At 55.0% G+C, this 21,794-nt stretch carries 14 protein-coding genes, 2 tRNA genes and 3 rRNA genes; 13 read left to right on the forward strand and 6 right to left on the reverse strand.

Annotated features, from left to right (window positions below; all coding sequences use genetic code 11):
- Both V3C20_RS08505 and V3C20_RS08510 read left to right on the forward strand, forming a co-directional pair.
- Complete coding sequence (locus V3C20_RS08505) at positions 1-2,466, forward strand: hypothetical protein (RefSeq protein WP_130084422.1); 2,466 nt, start codon at positions 1-3, stop codon at positions 2,464-2,466.
- Between the two features lie 15 nt (positions 2,467-2,481).
- The gene (locus V3C20_RS08510; protein ID WP_130084421.1) at positions 2,482-2,931 is read left to right on the forward strand and encodes a hypothetical protein; all 450 of its coding nucleotides are present in this window, start codon (positions 2,482-2,484) and stop codon (positions 2,929-2,931) included.
- A gap of 37 nt (positions 2,932-2,968) precedes the next feature.
- Here the strand turns inward: V3C20_RS08510 and V3C20_RS08515 are convergent, their stop codons facing one another.
- The 4 genes from V3C20_RS08515 to V3C20_RS08530 form a co-directional block, all read right to left on the reverse strand.
- Positions 2,969-6,064, reverse strand: a complete 3,096-nt coding sequence (locus V3C20_RS08515; RefSeq protein WP_130084420.1) for a 4Fe-4S dicluster domain-containing protein — start codon at positions 6,062-6,064, stop codon at positions 2,969-2,971.
- Between the two features lie 117 nt (positions 6,065-6,181).
- Positions 6,182-6,718, reverse strand: a complete 537-nt coding sequence (locus V3C20_RS08520) for a DUF6714 family protein (protein ID WP_130084419.1) — start codon at positions 6,716-6,718, stop codon at positions 6,182-6,184.
- A gap of 101 nt (positions 6,719-6,819) precedes the next feature.
- Positions 6,820-7,524 carry a cytochrome c3 family protein gene (locus V3C20_RS08525; protein WP_130084418.1) on the reverse strand — a complete coding sequence of 235 codons (705 nt, stop codon included), beginning with the start codon at positions 7,522-7,524 and terminating at the stop codon, positions 6,820-6,822.
- Positions 7,525-7,552: 28 nt separating this feature from the next.
- Positions 7,553-8,830 (reverse strand): Gfo/Idh/MocA family oxidoreductase, encoded by a 1,278-nt coding sequence (locus V3C20_RS08530; protein WP_130084417.1) that lies wholly within the window; start codon positions 8,828-8,830, stop codon positions 7,553-7,555.
- A gap of 299 nt (positions 8,831-9,129) precedes the next feature.
- On the opposite strand from V3C20_RS08530, the gene V3C20_RS08535 reads away from it, so the two are divergent.
- A complete protein-coding gene (locus V3C20_RS08535) occupies positions 9,130-9,546 on the forward strand; it encodes a hypothetical protein (protein WP_130084416.1) in 417 nt (138 codons plus the stop codon).
- 151 nt (positions 9,547-9,697) lie between these two features.
- On the opposite strand, the gene aroB is transcribed toward V3C20_RS08535, so the two are convergent.
- Both aroB and V3C20_RS08545 read right to left on the reverse strand, forming a co-directional pair.
- Positions 9,698-10,810: a 3-dehydroquinate synthase gene (gene aroB, locus V3C20_RS08540; protein ID WP_130084415.1), complete on the reverse strand. Its 1,113-nt coding sequence runs from the start codon at positions 10,808-10,810 to the stop codon at positions 9,698-9,700.
- Positions 10,811-11,034: 224 nt separating this feature from the next.
- A complete protein-coding gene (locus V3C20_RS08545) occupies positions 11,035-11,595 on the reverse strand; it encodes a hypothetical protein (RefSeq protein ID WP_067571787.1) in 561 nt (186 codons plus the stop codon).
- 621 nt (positions 11,596-12,216) lie between these two features.
- On the opposite strand from V3C20_RS08545, the gene V3C20_RS08550 reads away from it, so the two are divergent.
- The 10 genes from V3C20_RS08550 to panB all read left to right on the forward strand — a co-directional run bounded on the left by V3C20_RS08550 (position 12,217) and on the right by panB (position 21,749).
- Positions 12,217-13,728 (forward strand): 16S ribosomal RNA (locus tag V3C20_RS08550).
- A 173-nt stretch (positions 13,729-13,901) separates the two neighbouring features.
- Positions 13,902-13,977: transfer RNA gene (locus V3C20_RS08555), tRNA-Ala, on the forward strand.
- An 83-nt stretch (positions 13,978-14,060) separates the two neighbouring features.
- A tRNA-Ile gene (locus V3C20_RS08560) sits at positions 14,061-14,137 on the forward strand.
- A gap of 211 nt (positions 14,138-14,348) precedes the next feature.
- Positions 14,349-17,184: ribosomal RNA gene (locus tag V3C20_RS08565) — 23S ribosomal RNA — on the forward strand.
- A gap of 254 nt (positions 17,185-17,438) precedes the next feature.
- Positions 17,439-17,554, forward strand: a 5S ribosomal RNA gene (gene rrf, locus V3C20_RS08570).
- The 16S, 23S and 5S rRNA genes sit together here with 2 tRNA genes alongside, the layout of an rRNA operon.
- 399 nt (positions 17,555-17,953) lie before the next feature.
- Complete coding sequence (locus V3C20_RS08575) at positions 17,954-18,667, forward strand: hypothetical protein (RefSeq protein ID WP_130084804.1); 714 nt, start codon at positions 17,954-17,956, stop codon at positions 18,665-18,667.
- A 73-nt stretch (positions 18,668-18,740) separates the two neighbouring features.
- Complete coding sequence (dapA, locus tag V3C20_RS08580; RefSeq protein WP_130084803.1) at positions 18,741-19,622, forward strand: 4-hydroxy-tetrahydrodipicolinate synthase; 882 nt, start codon at positions 18,741-18,743, stop codon at positions 19,620-19,622.
- Between the two features lie 12 nt (positions 19,623-19,634).
- On the forward strand, positions 19,635-20,375 hold the full coding sequence (gene dapB, locus V3C20_RS08585) for a 4-hydroxy-tetrahydrodipicolinate reductase (RefSeq protein WP_130084802.1): 741 nt from the start codon (positions 19,635-19,637) through the stop codon (positions 20,373-20,375).
- Between the two features lie 55 nt (positions 20,376-20,430).
- Positions 20,431-20,940, forward strand: a complete 510-nt coding sequence (folK, locus tag V3C20_RS08590; RefSeq protein WP_130084801.1) for a 2-amino-4-hydroxy-6-hydroxymethyldihydropteridine diphosphokinase — start codon at positions 20,431-20,433, stop codon at positions 20,938-20,940.
- A gap of 20 nt (positions 20,941-20,960) precedes the next feature.
- Positions 20,961-21,749, forward strand: coding sequence for a 3-methyl-2-oxobutanoate hydroxymethyltransferase (panB, locus tag V3C20_RS08595; protein ID WP_130084800.1), 789 nt, complete (start codon positions 20,961-20,963; stop codon positions 21,747-21,749).
- Positions 21,750-21,794 lie beyond the last annotated feature (45 nt).

The following is a 21,794-nucleotide window of genomic DNA, read 5'->3' on the forward strand; positions in this document are numbered from 1 at the left end:
ATGAACTATGGAATCATTAAGGTTTTAACAAGATTTTATTTAATTTTCCTCCTCTGTCTTGGAGCCTTTGAAACGGTTTCCGGAAAGGAAGAACCACAAGGGGAAGAACTTTCTTCTTTATTTCCTTCGTGTCCTGTCAAATTTGTAACGGATGTTCTGGCGGCGAAGGATGGTTCCTTATGGGTGGTGGGAGAGGGAGCCTGTGTTTACAGGCTGGAACCGGAATCCGGGATGCCCGGAGGTCATGGCAGATGGTTGCGCATGGATTATTTTCCGGGGTTTCCTCAAATGGAAGATTTCAGATGCGTAGCTCAGGATTTAAAGGGATGTATATGGGTCGGGACGGATAATGGAGGCGTCGCCGTCTTCAATGGAAAGGAATGGAAAATATATGACCGGAAAAATGCGTTGCCGGGCGATCGCGTCGTGGACATAGCCGTATCACCCGTAACCGGGGAAGTGGCTGTAGCTACTTCCGGCGGAGTAGCGGTTTACGATTCGCGGGAGGGAAGGTGGGACTGCCTGAACCGCAGCAATGGTTTGTATTCCGATCAGGTGCAGTCGCTGGAGTTTGACGCCAGGGGAAGACTGTGGCTGGCTTATTCCTGTGGAGGCGTGGGCATGAGAACCCGAAAGGAGGGAAAGTTCCAGTGGACGCATCATCAGGCTCCCTGGTATTGGGACAGGAATCAATATATCCGGCAACCGGAAAATTCTTCCGGAGAGGGATTGCCTTCCAATTTGTGCAATGCCATTTTGTCCCTCAAGAATGGCTCCATCATTGTAGGAACCTGTAATGGCCTCGCCTTCCGGTCGGTGACGGGGAAATGGACCTATTTAAGAGGTAGGGATTATCAGGATAAAAACAGGGGAGTGTACAAGGCCAGGACGAAAGAGGGTAAAAAGAAATTTCCCGCTAATGCATTGCTCAGTGAAGATTACGTGACCACTCTTGCAGAAACGAAGCACGGTTTATGGGTAGGGTTCCGGGAAAAAGGGGCCGCTCTACTGGATCCAAAGACAAACAAAGTCCTAAAATGCTATGACGGAGGCAGGAATCATCCCATACCCTGTTCCTATGTTACGGCGATTGCTGAACTTGCAGATGGGACAGTGCTGGGAGGAACTTATGGCGGCGGTATTGTGTGCCTGGAAAAAGGCGCGGAAACATGGAAGAAGCTGCCGGTAGCGGAACTTCATGATTCAGCGTTTCCCGGGGAAGAAAAAATCGTTTCTCTTCAAAAGATCAAACAGGGCTTGGAGAGCTGCAAAGCTGTTGAAAAGTCTTCACAGAGTTGCGTCTATCAAGGGGAGGATTGGTCTACGCTTGGGAATTGGTGTGAACGGTATGGACAGTCCTATGCCTATTTGTGCGCTATCAATTCCCCCAGCGATGTAGTGTATAATCCTGGTGTCTTCATTTCTGTAAGAGGAGCGATGGGATATCACCGTTATCCTAAGGATAGTTTGAGAAGATGGTGTCATTGGGCGGGAGTTCCGGAGAAAAAGAACGTGCTTTTTTGTCCGGAAATTTGTAATCGGATTGAAGCGGAATGGGATGATCATGGAGAGGTTTATCCTTCTTCTTTTGATGGGCCTGATATTTGGGCCAAAATTGTTTTGCCGGAAGGAAGGTTTTTGGTGTCCTTGTATTTTTATAATCCCAATGGGCATCAAAAGGCGACGGCTAAAAGAGATTTTCTGATTGAAGTTCGCCAAAGTTCCATTCCAAGGAATTTGAATCAGCAGGTGTTTTCCGCCTGGCATTATTTACTGCCGGAAAAGGAGATGCTGGATATGGTATCGAAAAAAGTTTTGGCCCGTGCCAGGGTAAACTATTTTACGAGGCACGGAGTCTACAAGAATTTCATCATGGAAGGAGGGAAGGCCTACTATGTAAGGGTTGTACGCAACGGCTCCTTCAACACTATTTGGAACGGCATTTTTATTAGTCCCGTTATTAAGGCAAAGAGTTATCATCCAGTTTGTACGAAAGGATTGATAGAGTATGCCGGCATCTATCCTCAAAAACGTGTGTTGGAGGATTCGGAAATCAACATCCTGTACCGTGAATTATCCGAAGCTTACCAACGCTGCAATGACGCAGCTATGATTCCGAACTTTCATCAATTAATGCTTTCCCTGTTCAGGCATGCAGAGAAGGAAGAAACGCTTCATGAAAGTCTCCTTTACAATTTGCGCTGGGATTTGAAAATAGCGGATGTCCGGGACGCGGAAGAATTTGAGGACATCATGAAGAAGTCATGGTTTGCGCTGCAGGATAAATATCCGCTCTATCAGTCTCGGAACTGGTCCCCCTACGCTCCACGGACTATTCCTTTTTCCGTGAAAGAAACGAGATTAATGAAGAGGCTGGGAATTGATTGGAAAGAATATCTTCCTGGAAAGAAATCAGAAGCAGAAATTCAGGCCATGCATGATTTTCTGGAAAAACAGAATCAATAAAAATAATTAAGATCTATGAATAAAATTGTATTTTTAGCCGTTTGTTGTGCATTATTCGGCATCATGTCTCCTACAAGGGCGGAGCAGCAATTACATTTGCAAATGTTCCCGGAGGTCAAGCTCAATGATATCAACGATCCGGCAAATTTTGATGAAAGCTGGAATGGAGAAACGATGATTTGTTTCTCAAAAGGGGAGATTAATCCGGATATCAATGAGGAGGGACAGCCGATGGGAACTTATGAATGGAAATTTTCTTTGCCTGTGGCAGGTATACAGCCACCTAAAGGGGAAGCTCCATTGCCGATTTATCCCGATGTGTTACATATTGCACCGTTTCCTCTTCCTGAGGGGAAAAAATGGATCATGATTTCTTTTGAACTTATCGTTTTTTATGTGGAAGGAAATGTCGCGAAAACAGATGGTGATGCCATTGCCTTTTCTGTTCTTGATAAAAAGAAATAGAGAAAAACGTCAGTAGTTTGCTGAGGACACAAACAGGTCATTTTCCCATTTGAGGGTTGGGGTTTCTTGCCGGGGCCAGATATCCCGTGCCAGGTTCCGTGTCCATTGCGGGGAGAAGGTTCCTGTGGCGCGGCAGGGATTTGGCGCGGGAAATTGCGGAGCATGGATCAAGTATGTTGCCGAAGGTGATGGCGCCCATTGGGCATGCAAGCTGGCAGGCGGTTTGCGCCGCGCCGTCCGGCAGGAGCAGATCCTTGTCCGTGATGCGGATGGAGGTGGAGGGCTCCCCGGGATGTTTCTTCATCAAACGGGATTTGTGCCGGATTTTGGCGCGCTCCACCATCTGGACGCAATAGGTGCATTTTTCCATGACGCCGCGGGAGCGGACCGTCACATTCGGGTTGCGCTGGAGGTGCGTGGCTTGTTCCGATGCCCTGGCGTAGTCAAAGAAGTTGAAGCGGCGCGCCTTGTACGGGCAGTTGGTGGCGCAGTACCGCGTTCCCCAGCACCGGGCGTACACCATGGCGTTGAGCCCTTCCGTGGTGTGGACGGTGGCGTTGACCGGGCAGACGGATTCGCACGGAGCCCTGCCGCATTGCTGGCAGGCCACGGGTATGGCGGTCATGGCTCCCGTGTTCGTGAAGTACTTGTCGATGCGTATCCAGTCCAGGGCGCGCCCTTTCGCCATTTGGTCGCGTCCGACCACGGGTATGTTGTTTTCCGCCCGGCAGGCCACCAGGCACGCGTTGCAGCCGATGCAGCGTGACGTGTCAATGGCCATTTTCCATTGATAGACGGTGTCTGCGCGTGGGGAAGCAAAGGGGAGGGATGTTTTTCCGGAAAGCTTCGTGAACGGGGAGGGCTGAACCACCGGGCTTTGGATGGCTTCCGTCCGCTCCGGAAGGGGATGCAGCGTTATTTGCGTCAGTGAAATGCCGTAACCGTGAAAAGTTATTGTCTCTTCAAGTACGGTTTTTTTGTTTTCAGGTTTGGCGGGGGGGAGCTGTTCCTTTTGTTCCCCGGAAGCTGGGATTTCCTGAAACTCGAAGACCCCGGAGTCCGATTTCAGGGAATGCCCCGTGCGGTTTTTCAAAGCGTATCCGTTGGAATGTTCCTGCCCCTCCGCCGCAGGGTTGATGCCGCCGTATCCCAGAGGGAAGACGATCAGGTTGTCCGCCACGCCGGGAATGGGGCACAGGATAGCTTCCGTCCGTCCGGCGGGAGTGTCAAGGACGCAGAGGGCCGGGGTGGAGTCCCTGCCGCCCAATTTGCGGAAGGTAGCGGGGGATACTTGGGCGGAGGCCGTCCAGCTCACGCCCGTGACAGGGTCCGGGCATTCCTGCATCCAGGCGTTACGCTTCCAGCGGCCGTCTCCGATGCAGTAGTCCGGAAGGAATTGCAGCTCCAGCATGTCCTTTTTCAAAAGAAAATATCCATAGGCCGGAGAGGCTGAACAAGAGGCTTTTGCCAGGGCTTCAGCCTGGCGCGTCTCCTCCTGCGGCGACAGGGGGGCATAGGCGGTCTCTTCCGAATAGCCGCGCTGGAGGGCCTGCGTCCATGCGGCGGTCTTGTTTTCCGGGTTGACGGCGCGTTCAAAGCACTTGCGCGCGCGGTGATAAACGGGGGAGAGGTGAGCGGGCGAGTTGTCAGCCGTGATGAGCTGGCCCTTGGTGGAAAGCAGCCCGGAGAGGACTTCTTCCGCGGATATGCCTCCGTACAGGGGAAGCATGACGGGCTGGCGGTAGCAGTACCTTCCGCGGCAGTCCCGTTCCACTCCCCAGGATTCCAGAGGATGGGCTCCTGGCAGGTGCCAGCGGCAGACGCGTGAAGTCTCGTCTTCGTACATGCCCAGGTGGATGCTTTCCGTCTGGGCCAGCGCGGCGGCCAGCGCGGCTCCTTGTTCCGCATCCAGCACGGGGTTTCCTGCATCCAGCAGAAAGGCTATGTCCACCTTTTTCCGTTCAATGTCCCGGATGAAATCGTCCAAGGTGCCGCGCGGGGCTGGGCCGGGGGCATCCAGAAGCTGGATGCACGGGCCGATGGCCCCGAGTATTTGATTGATTTCCCAGACACGGGGAGCCAGCTCCGGGCGGGATTCTCCCAGCAGGACCAGGCTTTCCCCCGGATGGCTGCACAGATCCTCCGCGCACTGTTCAATCCATTCCCGTTCCCTGCTGGTCAGGGGAAAGGCGGGCAGGCGGGATTCTCGCAGAACGAAGGAAGAGGATGTTTTTTTACGGATATGGAAATGCAGTTCTTCTAGGAAGAATTCCAGGCGTGCCGGAGATACGGGAAGGCGGTGGTCGGCATAGGCTCCCGTGAGGGAAACGCGGCCTTCCACGGCGTACAGGCGCGTGCGGTCCTGGTTGCCCTCCTTGTAATTCAGCCCTTCCGGAGAACGGGCCGCGATGAATTCCCGCGTATTGCCGTACGGGTTTTCATGCAGGAAATCGCAGTCCAGGGCCAGGATGCGTCTGGCGCGCGCGAAGCGGACGCGGAAGCGGATGCCGTCCGGCAGAGCCGTCTGCATGGCGGCGCCGGGAGTGGGAACGGGGGAATACGCGTATGTGCGGACATGGGGGTTCTTCCTCCTGATTTCCTCCAGCATGGAGTGCAGCAGCGGGGAGTCCGAGGGAGGCAGAAGGATGCCGATGCGGCCGCCGTCCTTCAAATTGCGTGACCACGAGGAAAAAGCCCCACGGAATTCATCTTCCGGCGCCTGCTTGCCGTTGAAGAGAACGTGCCTGCTGCGTCCGGGATCGTAAAGGTCCAGAATGGAGGCCTGCACTGAGGCCGTCAGCCCGGGCCCTTCCGGGTATTGCAGGGAGGGCAGCAGCTTGACGGGCCTGCCTTCATAACATGCCGCCAGTACGGGTTGGGCGCTTCCTCCCCGGGACAGGCAGGTGGCGTAGGCCGTTTCCACGCCGGGGACGGACCATTCCGGTCCTTCGTTGTAGGGTACCAGGTATTTTTCCACGCGGCGACAGGCGGGCAGCGCCAGGCCCATCAGGGCCACTCCGGCCCCCATCCATTTCATGAAGGAACGGCGGGACATTTCCCGTTCTTCTTCCGGAAGAAAGGCGGGATGGTCATGCGGAATATCGTTCCGGGGGAATGGCGGTTGCGGAGTCAAGTTGGGGTAGGCGTGAATGATTGATGAATGGGAACGGCTTTTTTTAGGAAATCCGGGGGATGAAATCAAGCGGTGAATGCCGCCTGTTTTCGTCGTTCGGAGTTATGAAGGGAAAGTTCAGGGGCTGCAATCCTCTCGCTGGCGGTATTCGATGAAGTTGATCACGGCCTCAAGCTGCCGGTCATTCAGCAGGACGGCCTGGGATTCGTAAATGCCGCAGTTTTCCGGAACCAGGGGCAGGTAGTCCAGAGCATCAAAATCTCCGAGCTGGCCGCGGAGGTCCAGCGTCAGCCATGCGGGCAGAAGAAAGCGGTATCCTCTGGGATCGGTAAAATTCAGTGCGTCCCAGCATGTCCGGGCCATGGCGGGTGTGATGCGGCGCCAGTCGCTCCGTTCTTCAGAGGGGGCGACAGCAGCACATACTTCTTTGGGAGCGTACATGTCCAGGAGCTGTGTGGTCATTAGCCCGATGCCATCTTCCAGCGTGACGCCGTCAAAGGCGGCGTCAATTTGTTCAATCAGGGCTTTTTCCTCGCGTGAAAGGGGTTTGGGCGGGGGAAAGGGCTTGGCGAATTCCTGCCGGAAATACGCCAGAACATGCGCCGCCGCCTGTTCCGGTTCGCTGTCGTAAATGATGTCCAGGGATAGTTCCATGAGTCCATGATACAGGAACGGTGCGGTGTTCCGCCATCGCGGAGATGGAAGGGTACGTGACTGGAAAGTCATGTTTCCGGGTGGTCTCCCGGATATGGCGGTCAATGATGGCATGTGGAGCAGTCCGTTTTTGGCTGGATTTTCCATTGCCGTTTCAGGTATTCGCCAAGCTGGTGCTGCGTACTGATGCGGCGGCCTTCCTCGTCATGGACGGAGTGGGTGCGGAGGTAGTCCGCGGCGGAATAGTGGGAACTGGCCGCTTCCTCCAGCGGGCGCAGGTGGGGAACGGGGTTGCGGTGGCAGTCCAGGCACCAGCGCATGCGGGCGTCGCGGGGCGCCTTCATCACTTCCATTCCTGCCGCATCCTCATGGCAGGATGTGCAGCCGATGCCGCGGTTCAGGTGGGCCATGTGGTTGAAATAGGCGTGGCCGGAAAGGCGGTTGACCATGACCCAGCGTACCGGTTCCCCCGTATAGCCGGGGAATTGCGGATCAGCCGCCACTCGCAGGGGAGCGATGAGCGGGCTGTTCGGCAGGATATGCTGGTGGCAGCCCAGGCAGGATTTGGTGTCAGGAATTCCGGCCCGCGGGGAGCGCAGGGCGGCGGCATGGCAGGACGTGCACCCCATCTTCAGGTCCCCGGCATGCAGTTTGTGGGAGAAGCGCACGGGCTGCACGGGGGCGTGCTCCTTCACGTAGAAGTTGAGATAATACACCCCTCCCAGAATCAGGGCGAGAACGAGCATGCCCAGTGCGATGATGCCGTAAAACCGCCTGTTGGCATTGGGTGGAAAGATGTTGGCCATGGTGCGTAGAGAGAGGGGGCAGCGGGGGTCAGGCCGTTCTTCCCGGACGCGGAATGCGGGCGGGCGGCAGTTGCGTGTCCATCGTCAGATCTTCCGGCACCAGCCTGGTGGTGTTCTTTTTGATCTGTTCCCAGGTGATGCGCTGCCCGGTGTGGGCCGCTTCCCGCCCCAGGATGGCCACCAGCGTTTTATTGGCCGCGCTTTCCAGTGTCTGCGTCCAGGTGCCGGAACGCAGAAAGCGGTAAAAGGCCACGTGGGTGTCCGCGTACATGTTGCCCCGTTCTCCACGGAAGCGCCAGCGCTTGTCCGCCTGGATGTGCGGGCGGTAAGGCGTGACCAGCATACCCTTTTCACAGACCGTCCGGTCCGTGATTTCCCCGTGGCAGCCGACCCACTGCCGGCATGAAATGTGGCCTGTCACGTTGTGGTCGTATTCGAAGTAAACGTCGTAATGGTCCCAGACGTCGCCGTCGTCACGGCGCTGGGCGCGGCCCCCGGAGCCGAAGGCGGCCAGCGGGAGCTGTTCGTTCATGGACCAGACCATGCCGTCGATGGTGTGGACGATCTGCTCTACGAACTGGCCGCCGCTCAGCCAGTTCCAGGCGGTCCAGTTGCGGAGAGCCCAGGCCACGTCCGTGTCGGTGGCGGGGCGGGAATCCAGCGCCAGCGGGGACTTGGGGGGAGTGGTGTAATACAATCCGTCAAAGGAAAGCACCCTGCCGAGTTCTCCGGAGGCCAGCTTGCGGTGGGCTTCCTCGTTCGCCTTGTCGTAACGCCAGCAGAAGCCGTCCAGAATGACCAGGTTTTTAAGTTTGGCGAGGCGGGCGGATTCCAGCACGGAAAGTACGCCGGGTACGTCCACGGCTACGGGTTTTTCCGCATAAATGTGCTTGTTGGCGTCAATAGCCGCAACCAAGTGTTCCGGACGGAAGGCGGGAGGGGTGCAGAGGAGGACCACGTCAATGTCCGTCTGGAGAAGTTTCCTGTAGCCGTCCAGGCCGTGGAACATGCGGCTCTTGTCCGCCTGCATGCGGGGACCGTATTGTTCCGTGAGCAGGCTGGCGCCGAAGCCGGTCCGTTCCTCGAATACGTCCGCCAGGGCCCATACCACCGTGCCCGGATCGGCGTCCAGCGCGTTTTTCATGGCTCCCAGCCCACGGCCGCCGCAGCCCACCAGCCCCACTTTCAGGGGCCTGGCGTCTGTGAAAGATTCGGCGGCGTTTACATACGGCGCGGCCATCAGGAATCCTGCGGTTCCTGCGGCAGTCTTCAGAAAATTGCGTCTGTTCCAGATCGGGGCGCCCATCTCAATCAGATTATACGGAGACGTTTGACGGAATCAAACGCTGTATTCAAACGGTGACGCAAAAAGTAGACGCAACCTCCGCCGGCGGAAATTGCGTCTACTACAGGAAACCAATGAATGCACTATTCTGGCTATTGGGTTGAACGGGAAACTCTCCCGTTCATCAGGCTAAGCGCGCATGGCGGGAAATTTTGTCTAAAAAACATTCCGGGGACATGAAAAACTGGTTTGACTCCTGAATCCGCTTTGCCCATGATGGATTCCAATGAGGCCTCCGGCTTCTCCATCAAGAATAGTCTATGAAACAGCTTCTCATTCCTTCTGCATTATTTCTGGCGGCGCTCTCCCTTGTCTCCTGCGACGGCGGTAAAAAACAGGAACAGGCCCCTGAAGCCTCCTCCCAGGAACAAGCCGTTCCCAGGACGCCCGGCGAGGAAATGCTGGCGGTGATGCTGGTGGTCAAGGACCAGGCGACGGCGAATGCCAATGCCGGAAAGATCAGGGAATTGGCCGCTAGGTTGCCCAAGGATATGCCGCATGAGGAAAGCGTAAGCATCATGAATGAAATGCTCCGCTTTGCCAGCCGGGAATGCTACGGCTCTTTGGATCTGGAAGACGCGCTGAAGACGATCAAGTTTGATACCGGGGAATATACGGGCAGCGTTCCGCTGGATGTGGACGGCTTTGAACCCACTCCGGACGAACCGGGAAAATAGGGGGGAGAGACCCCTGACAAAAGGGTAAAGGTATTTCAGGGGCAGGGGAGAGACGCAGTGGAAAACGCCTTTCCCCTTTTCATGGGCAGGTCGCGCCGGAATACCGGAAAAGTGCTGATATGCCGCCGTCCGACAGCGGAGAGAGAACTCATCAGGCCAGGGGGCGGCGTAGTTCTTCAATGGCTTCCGCCATGTCTTCCCGCGTGATTCTTTTGGAAATGCCGGCTTCCCCCGCCTCCGTGAGCAGGACGAAGCGGATGGCACCGGCACGGAATTTCTTGTCGGAGGCTGTTTTGTCGAGCACCAGTTCCGTATCCATTCCTTCCGGAAGGGTCAGGGGCAGGTCCAGCGCCTGAAGGGCGGAGAGTATTTTCTTGGCGTCCGACGCGCTTAGTCCCGCTTTCCGCTCGCTCAGGAACAGGGCCGCACGCATGCCCAGCGCGACGGCTTCCCCGTGCAGGATGGTTCCGTAGGGAACGGCCGCCTCAATGCCGTGGCCTATCGTATGGCCGAAGTTGAGCAGGGCGCGGATGCCCTGGGTTTCCAGTTCGTCATGTTCCACGATGCGGGCCTTGATGGCCACATTCCGCGCAATCAGGTCCGGCAGCCTGGCAATGGTATCCAGGGAAAAACCGATGGAAAGCTCCGGTCCCAGGCGTTTCAGGTCATGGAGCATGGAGGCGTCCCTGATGGCGGCATGCTTCACGGCTTCCGCCAGTCCTTCCGCCAGGGTGCGGCGGTCCAGCGTCACCAGGGTGGTGGGATCAATAACGACGACGGACGGCTGGTGAAAGGCCCCGACCAGATTCTTGCCTTCCGGAATGTTGACGGCGGTTTTGCCGCCCACGGAACTGTCCACCTGCGCGACGATCGTCGTGGGAATCTGCATGAAAGGAATGCCCCGGTAATGAATGGCGGCCACGAATCCGGCCAGGTCCCCGACTACGCCCCCGCCCAGTGCGGCTATGCAGCCGGTACGGTCAATGCCTGCCCGCACCAGTTCGGAACACAACTCTTCCGCCTGCTGCATGCTTTTGGACGCTTCTCCCGCATCCACGACGTGCAGGCTGGGCATGAAGCCCGCGCTTTCCAGGGATTTCCTCACGCGCTCCGCGTACAGAGGGGCCACGTTCGTGTCCGTGACAATCGCTATTTTGCCGTCCAGCCCCGCACGGTAGGCAAACTCCCCTACGCGGTCCAGAGCGCCGTTTTCCACATGAATATCATAAGAACGCTCTCCAAGAGCTAGCGAAATGGTAGGCATGCGGCCAGTATGGAGCATTCCGGATGGAAGCACAAACGGAAAGTGAAGATGAAACGAAGAAGACACCTCTTCCGGGTTCCCCAAAATCCTGGCAGGTTCTTCCGGAATGGTCTGCAAAGGAATGAACGGCGGCGCAAACTTCCCGTGCGGAACGCCGGTAAATGGCGCGATCCGCGCCGTTCAGGGACGGAGAGCCGGAACGCAGGAAGAGGAACTTCCGTTCCCTAATGCGTTTTTGTCTTTGGCGCCAGCGGGGAAAGCGTGTCCAGAATCACCTGCAAATGTTCGGCACGGGTGGGATTGAACGTCCCGTCGTCTTTCCAGATGATATTGCCGTTGCCGTCCAGCAGGACGATGGCCGTTTCCGCCTTTTTGTGGAGGGAAAGCCTTCTGCGGACAAAAGCCTGGTCGTAATAGGAAATCAGGGAATTGGTCTTCATGTAAAAATCGGGAATATCGCCCAGGGCCTGGGTGAAGGCCGGAACGTCCCCTTCTATGGGAGGAGGCTGGAGAACCAGCAAAATCCTGTATTCCACCGGAGTGGGCGTGTGCTTGTACTGCTTGTGCAGGTCTTCGCAGAAGGGAAGCCATGTTTTCATGCTGTACAGCGCCTCCGGATGAAAGACGGTGAGCATGATATGAAAGCTCTTGGGCATGATGGGAGGCAGGGAAACATTGTCTCCCAGCAGATTCATACCGTTGATATCCGGAAAACGGTAACGTCCGTCCCCGGCATAGGGATGCTCCGGGTCGGGCGTTGGCAAGTGGATTTCCTGATGCTTCATGCGCGATTAGACAAGAAACGGAGGGTGAATGTTCATGCCACGGGCTTTTGAAGAGATGTCAAATTCACCCCCGGCAGTCATTTTGTCAGCTTGCACGTAGGTCAATTGAAAAAACGTTCAAAAAAATCGAAAAATTATTTCATTCATAATCAGTGTATTATGAAAATGTTGACAGGAAGTGTGAAAAAATAAGTCAAAATATATTGACAAATGGGTTGGTTTTAGTAGACTTCTCGGCACGCCAACACGGCGGCAGCACGAAAGGCCCACGGCCCTGGGAACCCTGCAGATGGGTTTTGGGGAGGAAGGCTGGCCGTCTGCAGGAAGCTTTTTTAAAGAGAGCGCCGATAAGAAGATTTTCAAGGGAATGACTACCGAACCCTACGCAGGGCCGTCCTATGAGCGATGAGAATCGCCGATGGGTAAGCGGTCTGAAGGAGCGACCTAGCTCTGAGAGGGTAGGGTTGGTAGAAGCAAGGGAAGGAAAAAAGGTCGTGACGCGCGCCGTGCTGGAATAAGCGAAGAGGCACGAGGGAGACAAACCCGAGTGAAGAGCTTGCGAAGCATGGCGCAAATGAAATCGAGAGATTCCATTTGGTCCAGCAATTTCAAAAATTATATTTGATGGAGAGTTTGATTCTGGCTCAGAACGAACGCTGGCGGCGTGGATAAGACATGCAAGTCGAACGGGAGAATTGCTAGCTTGCTAATAATTCTCTAGTGGCGCACGGGTGAGTAACACGTGAGTAACCTGCCTCTTAGTGGGGGATAGCCCTGGGAAACCGGGATTAATACCGCATACGATTGAAAGATCAAAGCAGCAATGCGCTAGGAGATGGGCTCGCGGCCTATTAGTTAGTTGGTGAGGTAACGGCTCACCAAGGCGATGACGGGTAGCCGGTCTGAGAGGATGTCCGGCCACACTGGAACTGAGACACGGTCCAGACACCTACGGGTGGCAGCAGTCGAGAATCATTCACAATGGGGGCAACCCTGATGGTGCGACGCCGCGTGGGGGAATGAAGGTCTTCGGATTGTAAACCCCTGTCATGTGGGAGCAAATTAAAAAGATAGTACCACAAGAGGAAGAGACGGCTAACTCTGTGCCAGCAGCCGCGGTAATACAGAGGTCTCAAGCGTTGTTCGGAATCACTGGGCGTAAAGCGTGCGTAGGCTGTTTCGTAAGTCGTGTGTGAAAGGCAGGGGCTCAACCCCTGGATTGCACATGATACTGCGAGACTAGAGTAATGGAGGGGGAACCGGAATTCTCGGTGTAGCAGTGAAATGCGTAGATATCGAGAGGAACACTCGTGGCGAAGGCGGGTTCCTGGACATTAACTGACGCTGAGGCACGAAGGCCAGGGGAGCGAAAGGGATTAGATACCCCTGTAGTCCTGGCAGTAAACGGTGCACGCTTGGTGTGCGGGGAATCGACCCCCTGCGTGCCGGAGCTAACGCGTTAAGCGTGCCGCCTGGGGAGTACGGTCGCAAGATTAAAACTCAAAGAAATTGACGGGGACCCGCACAAGCGGTGGAGTATGTGGCTTAATTCGATGCAACGCGAAGAACCTTACCTGGGCTTGACATGTAATGAACAACATGTGAAAGCATGCGACTCTTCGGAGGCGTTACACAGGTGCTGCATGGCCGTCGTCAGCTCGTGTCGTGAGATGTTTGGTTAAGTCCAGCAACGAGCGCAACCCCTGTTGCCAGTTACCAGCACGTCAAGGTGGGGACTCTGGCGAGACTGCCCAGATCAACTGGGAGGAAGGTGGGGACGACGTCAGGTCAGTATGGCCCTTATGCCCAGGGCTGCACACGTACTACAATGCCCAGTACAGAGGGGGCCGAAGCCGCGAGGCGGAGGAAATCCTGAAAACTGGGCCCAGTTCGGACTGTAGGCTGCAACCCGCCTACACGAAGCCGGAATCGCTAGTAATGGCGCATCAGCTACGGCGCCGTGAATACGTTCCCGGGTCTTGTACACACCGCCCGTCACATCATGGAAGCCGGTCGCACCCGAAGTATCTGAAGCCAACCGCAAGGAGGCAGGGTCCTAAGGTGAGACTGGTAACTGGGATGAAGTCGTAACAAGGTAGCCGTAGGGGAACCTGCGGCTGGATCACCTCCTTTCTATGGAGTAAGTGCAGCATTGACTGCATAGGTCGGTTCTCGTCTTGAGGGATGAGAAAGCGTATCTCGCGAGGGAGCGCAACGAACTAAACAAGATGTGTAAAGCAGGCTCGCCTTTGAGCGGAGCCGGTACGACGTGCGTCACGGCCTTTTTTTCTGAAAGAACCGCAACTGGGGGTATAGCTCAGTTGGTAGAGCGCCAGCTTTGCAAGCTGGATGTCCGGGGTTCGAGTCCCCGTGCCTCCACCAGTTTCGGTAAAGAGGGACAGAAACAAAAGACTTTGGTAACTAATCTTTAGTCTTTGGTAACTGTCTCGCAAGAGACCCAAGCCGGGCCTGTAGCTCAGTTGGTTAGAGCACGCGCTTGATAAGCGCGGGGTCACAGGTTCAAGTCCTGTCAGGCCCACCAAAAAATTGATTATTGGAAGGAAGACGAAAATTGACATCTGCGTGGCAAAGAAAACGATTGCTGAGAAGCAATCGCTTTCCAACAAAGTGGGTAGTTGAAAAACAACTACAATACACAACATAAAACATGCATACCAAGATAAAAAGACAATACAGTAAGTCACGAAAGGGCTTTGTGGTATTGTGGAAGTGGTAACAAGCTTTTGCAATATGATGAAGTAAGTAAGGGCGTACGGTGAATGCCTTGGTGCCAACAGGCGAAGAAGGACGCGGCAAGCTGCGAAAAACCTCGGGAAGCTGCAAGCAAGCGATGATCCGGGGGTATCCGAATGGGGTAACCTGATCGAGGCAATACTCGATCGTTCATACCTGAATACATAGGGTATGAAACGCGAAACCCGCTGAAGTGAAACATCTCAGTAAGCGGAGGAAAAGAAAGAGAAATCGATTCCGTAAGTAGTGGCGAGCGAAAGCGGATGGAGCCCAAACCGAAGGTACTCCTTCGGGGTTGTAGGACCACGACATATTCGACCATACTGGATAGTAGAACAGCCTGGAAAGGCTGGCCATAGAAGGTGAAAGCCCTGTAGACGAAATCCAGAGTGGGAATTAGTGGAATCCTGAGTAATACATCACACGTGGAACGATGTATGAATCCGCGCGGACCACCGCGCAAGGCTAAATACTAGTTGGCGACCGATAGTGAACAAGTACCGCGAGGGAAAGGTGAAAAGAACCGCTGTGAGCGGAGTGAAATAGAACCTGAAACCGTATGTCTACAAAGTGTCAGAGCAGAGCGATCTGCGATGGCGTGCCTTTTGTTTAATGAGTCTGCGAGTCAGTGTTTGTGGCAAGACTAAGGGCTTCCGGCCCGGAGTCGCAGCGAAAGCAAGTCCGAATAGGGCGAATCAAGTCGCAGGTACTGGACCCGAAGCGGAGGTGACCTACCCTTGGCCAGGTTGAAGCATGGGTAAAACCATGTGGAGGACCGAACAGGTGAACGTTGAAAAGTTCTCTGATGAGCTGAGGGTAGGAGTGAAAGGCTAATCAAACCCCGTGATAGCTGGTTCTCTTCGAAATGCATTTAGGTGCAGCGTCACGTGCTGATGCGCGGGGGTAGAGCACTGACAAGGCTAGGGGGCACACCCGCTTACCAAACCTTATCAAACTCCGAATACCGTGCAATGGAACGTGGCAGTGAGACAGTGGGGGATAAGCTTCATTGTCGAGAGGGAAACAACCCAGACCAGCAGCTAAGGTGCCTAAATAACGCTCAGTGGAAAGGATGTGGGATTACACAGACAGTGAGGATGTTGGCTTAGAAGCAGCCACCATTTAAAAAATGCGTAATAGCTTACTCATCGAGTGATCCTGCGCCGAAAATGATTGGCGATCAAGCGTTATACCGAAGCTCTGGACTTTGCCGCAAGGCAGAGTGGTAGAAGAGCGTTGCATGCGCATTGAAGGGTGATGGCGACTGACCCTGGAGCGCATGCAAGTGAGTATGCAGACATGAGTAACGTAAAGCCGGGTGAAATCCCCGGCCGCCGTAAACCCGAGGTTTCCAGGGCAACGTGTTTCGTCCCTGGGTTAGCCGGGACCTAAGCCGAGGCCGAGAGGCGTAGGCGATGGACATCAGGTTAATAATCCTGAGCTCGCGACCCTTAAACTGGGGGGACGCATGAGAAAAGATGACTAGGTTATTGAATTCCGAGTTGAGTCCACGGACTCAGCGCATCATTGGATCGAGTGCCAAGAAAAGCCCCAGCGTATGCTAAGCGACCCGTACCGCAAACCGACACAGGTGGGTGGGTAGAATATACCAAGGCGTAAGAGTGAAACCTGGTTAAGGAACTCGGCAAATTAGCCCCGTAACTTCGGAAGAAGGGGTGCCTGCAGCGATGCAGGCCGCAGAGAAATGGCCCAACCGACTGTTTATCAAAAACACAGCACTCTGCAAAGACGCAAGTCGAAGTATAGGGTGTGACACGTGACCAATGCCGAAAGATTAAGGCAAGGGGTTAGCCGCAAGGCGAAGCTCTAAACCCAAGTCCCGGTGAATGTCGGCCGTAACTATAACGGTCCTAAGGTAGCGAAATTCCTTGTCGGGTAAGTTCCGACCTGCACGAATCGTGAAACGAGTTGGGCACTGTCTCAACCAGGCGCTCAGTGAAATTGTAGTGGCGGTGAAGATGCCGCCTACCCGCAGAAGGACGGAAAGACCCTATAGACCTTAACTGTAAGCTGTCATTGTTTCTTCGGTTTTAATGCTCAGAGTAAGTGGGAGACGCTGAAGATGCCCTTTAGGGGGCATCCGAGTCATCAATGAGACACCACCCTTTGAAACTGGAGGATCTAACCCTGAGCCGTGAATCCGGCCAGAGGACCGTGTCAGCCGGTCAGTTTTACTGGGGCGGTATCCTCCCAAAGAGTAACGGAGGAGCGCGAAGGTGGGCTCAGCCCGGTTGGCAACCGGGTGTCGAGTGCATGGGCATAAGCCCGCCTAACTGTGAGACCAACAAGTCGAGCAGATGCGAAAGCAGGCCCAAGTGATCCGGCGGTAGAAAGTGGAATTGCCGTCGCTCAACGGATAAAAGGTACCTTAGGGATAACAGGCTGATCACGCCCAAGAGTTCATATCGACGGCGTGGTTTGGCACCTCGATGTCGGCTCGTCGCATCCTGGGGCTGGAGAAGGTCCCAAGGGTCCGGCTGTTCGCCGGTTAAAGCGGCACGCGAGCTGGGTTCAGAACGTCGCGAGACAGTTCGGTCCTCTATCCTCTGTGGGCGTTGGAAAATTGAGGGGTTCAGACCTTAGTACGAGAGGACCGGGTCTGACGCACCACTGGTGCATCGGTTGTACTGTCAAGTGCATGGCCGAGTAGCTAAGTGCGGAAGGGATAAGCGCTGAAAGCATCTAAGCGCCAAGCCCATCCCAAGATGAGTTTTCCCTATAGGTTCGTGGAAGACCACCACGTCGATAGGTCGCAGGTGTAAGTGCAGCAATGTATTGAGCCAAGCGATACTAATCACCGATAGACTTCATCATATTACATCACACTCCCAATCGTGAATACAACTTACCAAATGTCCTATTCACCATATGCATGATTTAAACACCACCAGCCACGCAGATGTCAGTTTACGCTGACCCCCCCCTTCCCAATACATCCCCTTAAACAGGAAGAAAATCTCCTTGCCACACACAACAAACACTAAAAAATCCCCCCCCAAAAAAAAGCACCCCTAACAAGGGCGCCGGGCAGGCAGGATGAAGATCAATAAAAACTCTTCCCCCTGAAGCCCGGTGGCCAGAGCGCAGTGGTCCCACCCGGTCCCGTTCCGAACCCGGAAGTGAAACGCTGCCGCGCCAATGGTAGTCGGACGATAGGTCCCGCAAGAGTAGGTCGCCGCCGGGATTTTTTACCTCAAGCCCCTGAAGTTTAAACAACTCCAGGGGCTTGCTCTTTTCTTGAAAATACAACTAAACTACTATTGAAAAAAAACACTTAAAGAACTCAATGGACGTAATGGATGTAATGGACAGAGTGGCCTCAGGAGACTTAAGGAACAAAAATTCAAACATTCTCTGTCTATTACCCCTCTTTGGCCTCTTTGGCCATGAAAGCCATAAGATCCATTACATCCATGAAGTCCATGAAATAATTGTAAATCAGATAACCAGCGCTGCATGCAGCATCCTCTTTGCAAGAAAACACCTGACATAATGTTTTCTTAATTCTTTCATTTTCTTTCTTAACGCGTTAGGTAGGTGGTAGATGTTGACGCAGGCCATGCCTTCTCCAAAATAGCGGGGTATGAAATCCCATATTATTCAGAAACCTGTTGCCGTCATTTTGGGAAACTCCGGCAATATAGGCTGTCTGGCCGCCAGAGCGTTTGCCTGCCAGGGAACTGCGGTTGCCATGATGCATGAGGCCGGTGAACGGTCTTCCCGGGTGGTTGACTGCCTTTCGGGGGACAATCACTTTGCCATGTCGGGATGTCTAAGCCGTTCTTCCGATCTGGCTTCCTTTGCGGGGCTGGTGCATACCCTGTATGGGCGTGTCGATTATTTGATCAACTGTGAAGATGCTGCAGTTGCAGTCCGGGGACTGCATTGTTCCGCACGCGCTCGCCTGTCCGTTTTGCTGGAGCATGCTTTCGTTTCCGGTGCCGTGATCGTCAATATGGTTTCCTGTTCCGGCAGAAAAATGAAACGGCGGTGGAAGGAAGATGTTTCCCGGATGGAGGATGGCTTGGCCCGGAGAGATGTCAGGATGAACCAGGTGGTGATTCACCGACCTGTTTTTCAGCGTTTCTCCAATGTCCGGCTGGCTTCTTCCGCCTGTGCGGCCGCTTTGTTTCTGTGCGGGAGTGAAGGCAGGCATATTGACCGGGAGTACATTGTCGTCAATGAAAGAAGGGCTGTCCGGAGGCCCGGTGTACGTCCGGAAACGTCCCTTTCTTTTCTCAAGTCCTACCTGGAGTTTTGTTCTGTCTGCTCCCGGACGGTGTTTCTGGATGCCTGACACGCATGCCATATTTCTGTATTCTGTCGTGACAAAAAGTGTCTGTTAGGATAGTATGTTTCCAAGTAAGGTTATGAAGTTTCAAGGTCTTTATACAGCAATTGTGACTCCGTTTGCCGGAGCCCGCGTCGATGAAGAGGCTTTCAGGATGCTTGTGGAAGAGCAGGTGGCCGCCGGCGTTGCCGGGATTGTGGCCGTGGGTACTACGGGAGAATCCCCCACGTTGACTGTGAAAGAGCATTTGAGGGTGATTGAACTGGCTGTGGAATGTGCGGCCGGCCGTATTCAGGTGGTTGCCGGCACGGGAGCCAATTCCACGGCGGAGGCCATCCACATGACGCAGGAGGCGGAAAAGATGGGCGTGGACGGAACGCTTCAGGTATGCCCGTATTACAACAAGCCTTCCCAGGAAGGTGTTTATGCTCATTTCAAGGCCATTGCGGACGCCACAAGGCTGCCGATCATGCTGTACAGCATTCCCGGCCGCTGCGGCATTGAGATTGCCGTGGAAACGGTGGGACGCCTTGCGAAGGATTGCCCGCATATCATTTGCGTGAAGGAAGCCGGCGGAAGTGTTGACCGCGTGAGCCAGCTGATGCAGGTGGTTCCGGAAGATTTTACCATTTTGTGCGGTGATGACGGCCTGACGGTGCCTTTCATGGCCTGCGGGGCCAGCGGTCTTGTTTCCGTTTCTTCCAATTTGATTCCCGGCATCATGAATTCCATCGTGAAAGCGGGCCTGGATAAGAACATGGCGGAGATGCTTTCCCTGCAAAAGACGTTTTACCCGCTCATGAAGGGGATCATGACGCTGGATACCAATCCCGTCCCCATCAAGGCCGCCATGGCGTTAAGAGGGGATATTCAGCCGGGCGTGCGTCTTCCCCTGGTGCCTTTGTCGGAGGAGAAGGCGGCGCAGCTTTCCGCCCTTCTTCAACGTTTTAACATTCTTTAATATCTTACCTTTATGATTTCCATTCTTGTTACAGGCAGTTCAGGCCGCATGGGGCAGGCCGTCCAGGAGGCGGTCACGCAAAATCCGGAAACGTGTGTGGGAGCCACGCATGACCAGGGGCAGGAGCTGTATCCCGCCCTGGCAAAGTGCGATGTGGTCATTGATTTTTCCTATCATGGCTTTACCAGCACTCTGCTGGCGGAGGCTGTGGCCAACAACAAGCCTGTGGTGATTGGAACTACGGGCCATACGGACCTGGAACGGCAGGAGATCATGGATGCTGCCGCTTCCATTCCGATCGTGTTTGCCTCCAATTATTCCGTCGGCGTGAATACCCTGTTCTGGCTGACGCGCAAGGCTGCGCAGATTCTGGGCGGCAGCTGCGACATGGAGGTGATGGAGATGCACCACCGCCACAAGATTGACGCCCCTTCCGGCACGGCCCGTACGCTGGCGGAAATTTTGTCCGGCGCCATTGACCGGAATTACGAAGACAGCGTTGTGTTCGGCCGCAACGGGTTGGTCGGGCCCCGGCCCGACAACGAAATTGGGATGCATTCCCTCCGGGGGGGAGACGTGGTGGGAGACCATACCGTGGTGTTTGCTTCCGACGGAGAACGTCTGGAACTCACGCACAAGGCTTCCAGCCGCATGACATTTGCCTCCGGCGCGGTTCGCGCCGCCCTCTGGCTTCAGGGAAAAGAGCCGGGATTGTATAACATGGAAGACGTCCTAGGCTTGTCCAAATTGTAATTTTGCGGCATTCCGGCCGTTCCTTTACCTGAATTGCCGGAATGCCTTTTTACCTATGAAAAGAGCCGGTATTGCGCTGGGGTCAAACCTCGGAGACAAGAACAGCCTGATTGTGAAGGCCCGGGACCATTTGGCGCAGATGGCCTTGTCCGACGATCCCTTTTTGCAGTCCCCCCTGTACGCGACAAGTCCTTTGGGATGTCCCCACGGCTCCAATGATTACTTGAATGCCGTAGTGGAGTTTACCTGGGCCGGCACGGTGGAGGAACTGCTGGTGCATTGTCAGGGAATAGAACGCGCCCTGGGCCGTGTGCGCTCCGGGATCAGGTGTGAACCCCGCACGGCGGATGTGGACATTATTTACGTGGGCGGTCTGGTGATTAATGATCCTCCCCGGCTGATCCTGCCCCATCCCAGGGCTCATTTGAGAAAGTTTGTACTGAAGCCGCTTTCCGATATCAGGCCGGATCTGGTCCTGCCGCTCCAGAAAAAAACGGTTTCCCGCCTGCTGGCGGAGCTGGTGACGGAGGAGGCGGAGCCGCTTCCTGTTGCGGAACAGTGGTAAAAAACATTCATATTAACGCCATGAATCAATCTGTTGAAAAGGCGGAACGCATCCGCGCCTGCAAGGGCTCGCGGCATGTGACGCTGGTTACCGCTTATGATTATCCCACGGGACGCCTGCTGGATGAGGCCGGCGTGGATGTCGTCCTGGTAGGGGATTCCGTGGGAATGGTCCAGCTGGGCTTCCCGGATACCACCCACGTGACGCTGGACCATATGGTCCACCATGTGGAGGCCACGGCGCGCGGCGTAAAAAATGCCCTGCTGGTGGGGGATATGCCCATCCATACTTATGAGACGGTGAAGGATGCCGTGCGTACCGCGGGAAAACTGTTCCGGGCCGGAGCGGATGCCGTCAAGCTGGAAGGCGGCGCCTCCCAGGCGGAAAAGATACGCGCCATTGTGAAGGCGGGGATTCCCGTGATGGGCCATATCGGCCTGCTGCCTCAAAAAGTTCTGGAAGAGGGGGGATACAGGATCAAGGGGAAATCCATTGCTGAGGCGGACGCCCTGGTGAAGGATGTTCAGGCCGTGGCGGAGGCCGGAGCCTGCTCCGTCGTAGTGGAAGGCGTTACGCCCTCCGTGGCGCGCCGTATTACGGCTCATTCTCCCATTCCTACTTTGGGCATCGGTTCCGGAGCACATACCTGTGACGGGGATGTGGTAGTTATTCATGACCTGGTGGGGGCGTTTCCGTGGTTTGTCCCGGCCTTTGTGAAGCCCCGCGCCGACGTGGCCGGAAGTATGACGGCGGCGGTGAAGGAGTGGATGAAGGACGTGTACACGGAACCCGGAACTGCGGGCTCCTAGCCCTGGACAATTTTTATGCTGGTTTTTTCTACATGCTGGAATTCC

The organism is Akkermansia sp. RCC_12PD (genome assembly GCF_036417355.1).
GTDB lineage: Bacteria > Verrucomicrobiota > Verrucomicrobiia > Verrucomicrobiales > Akkermansiaceae > Akkermansia.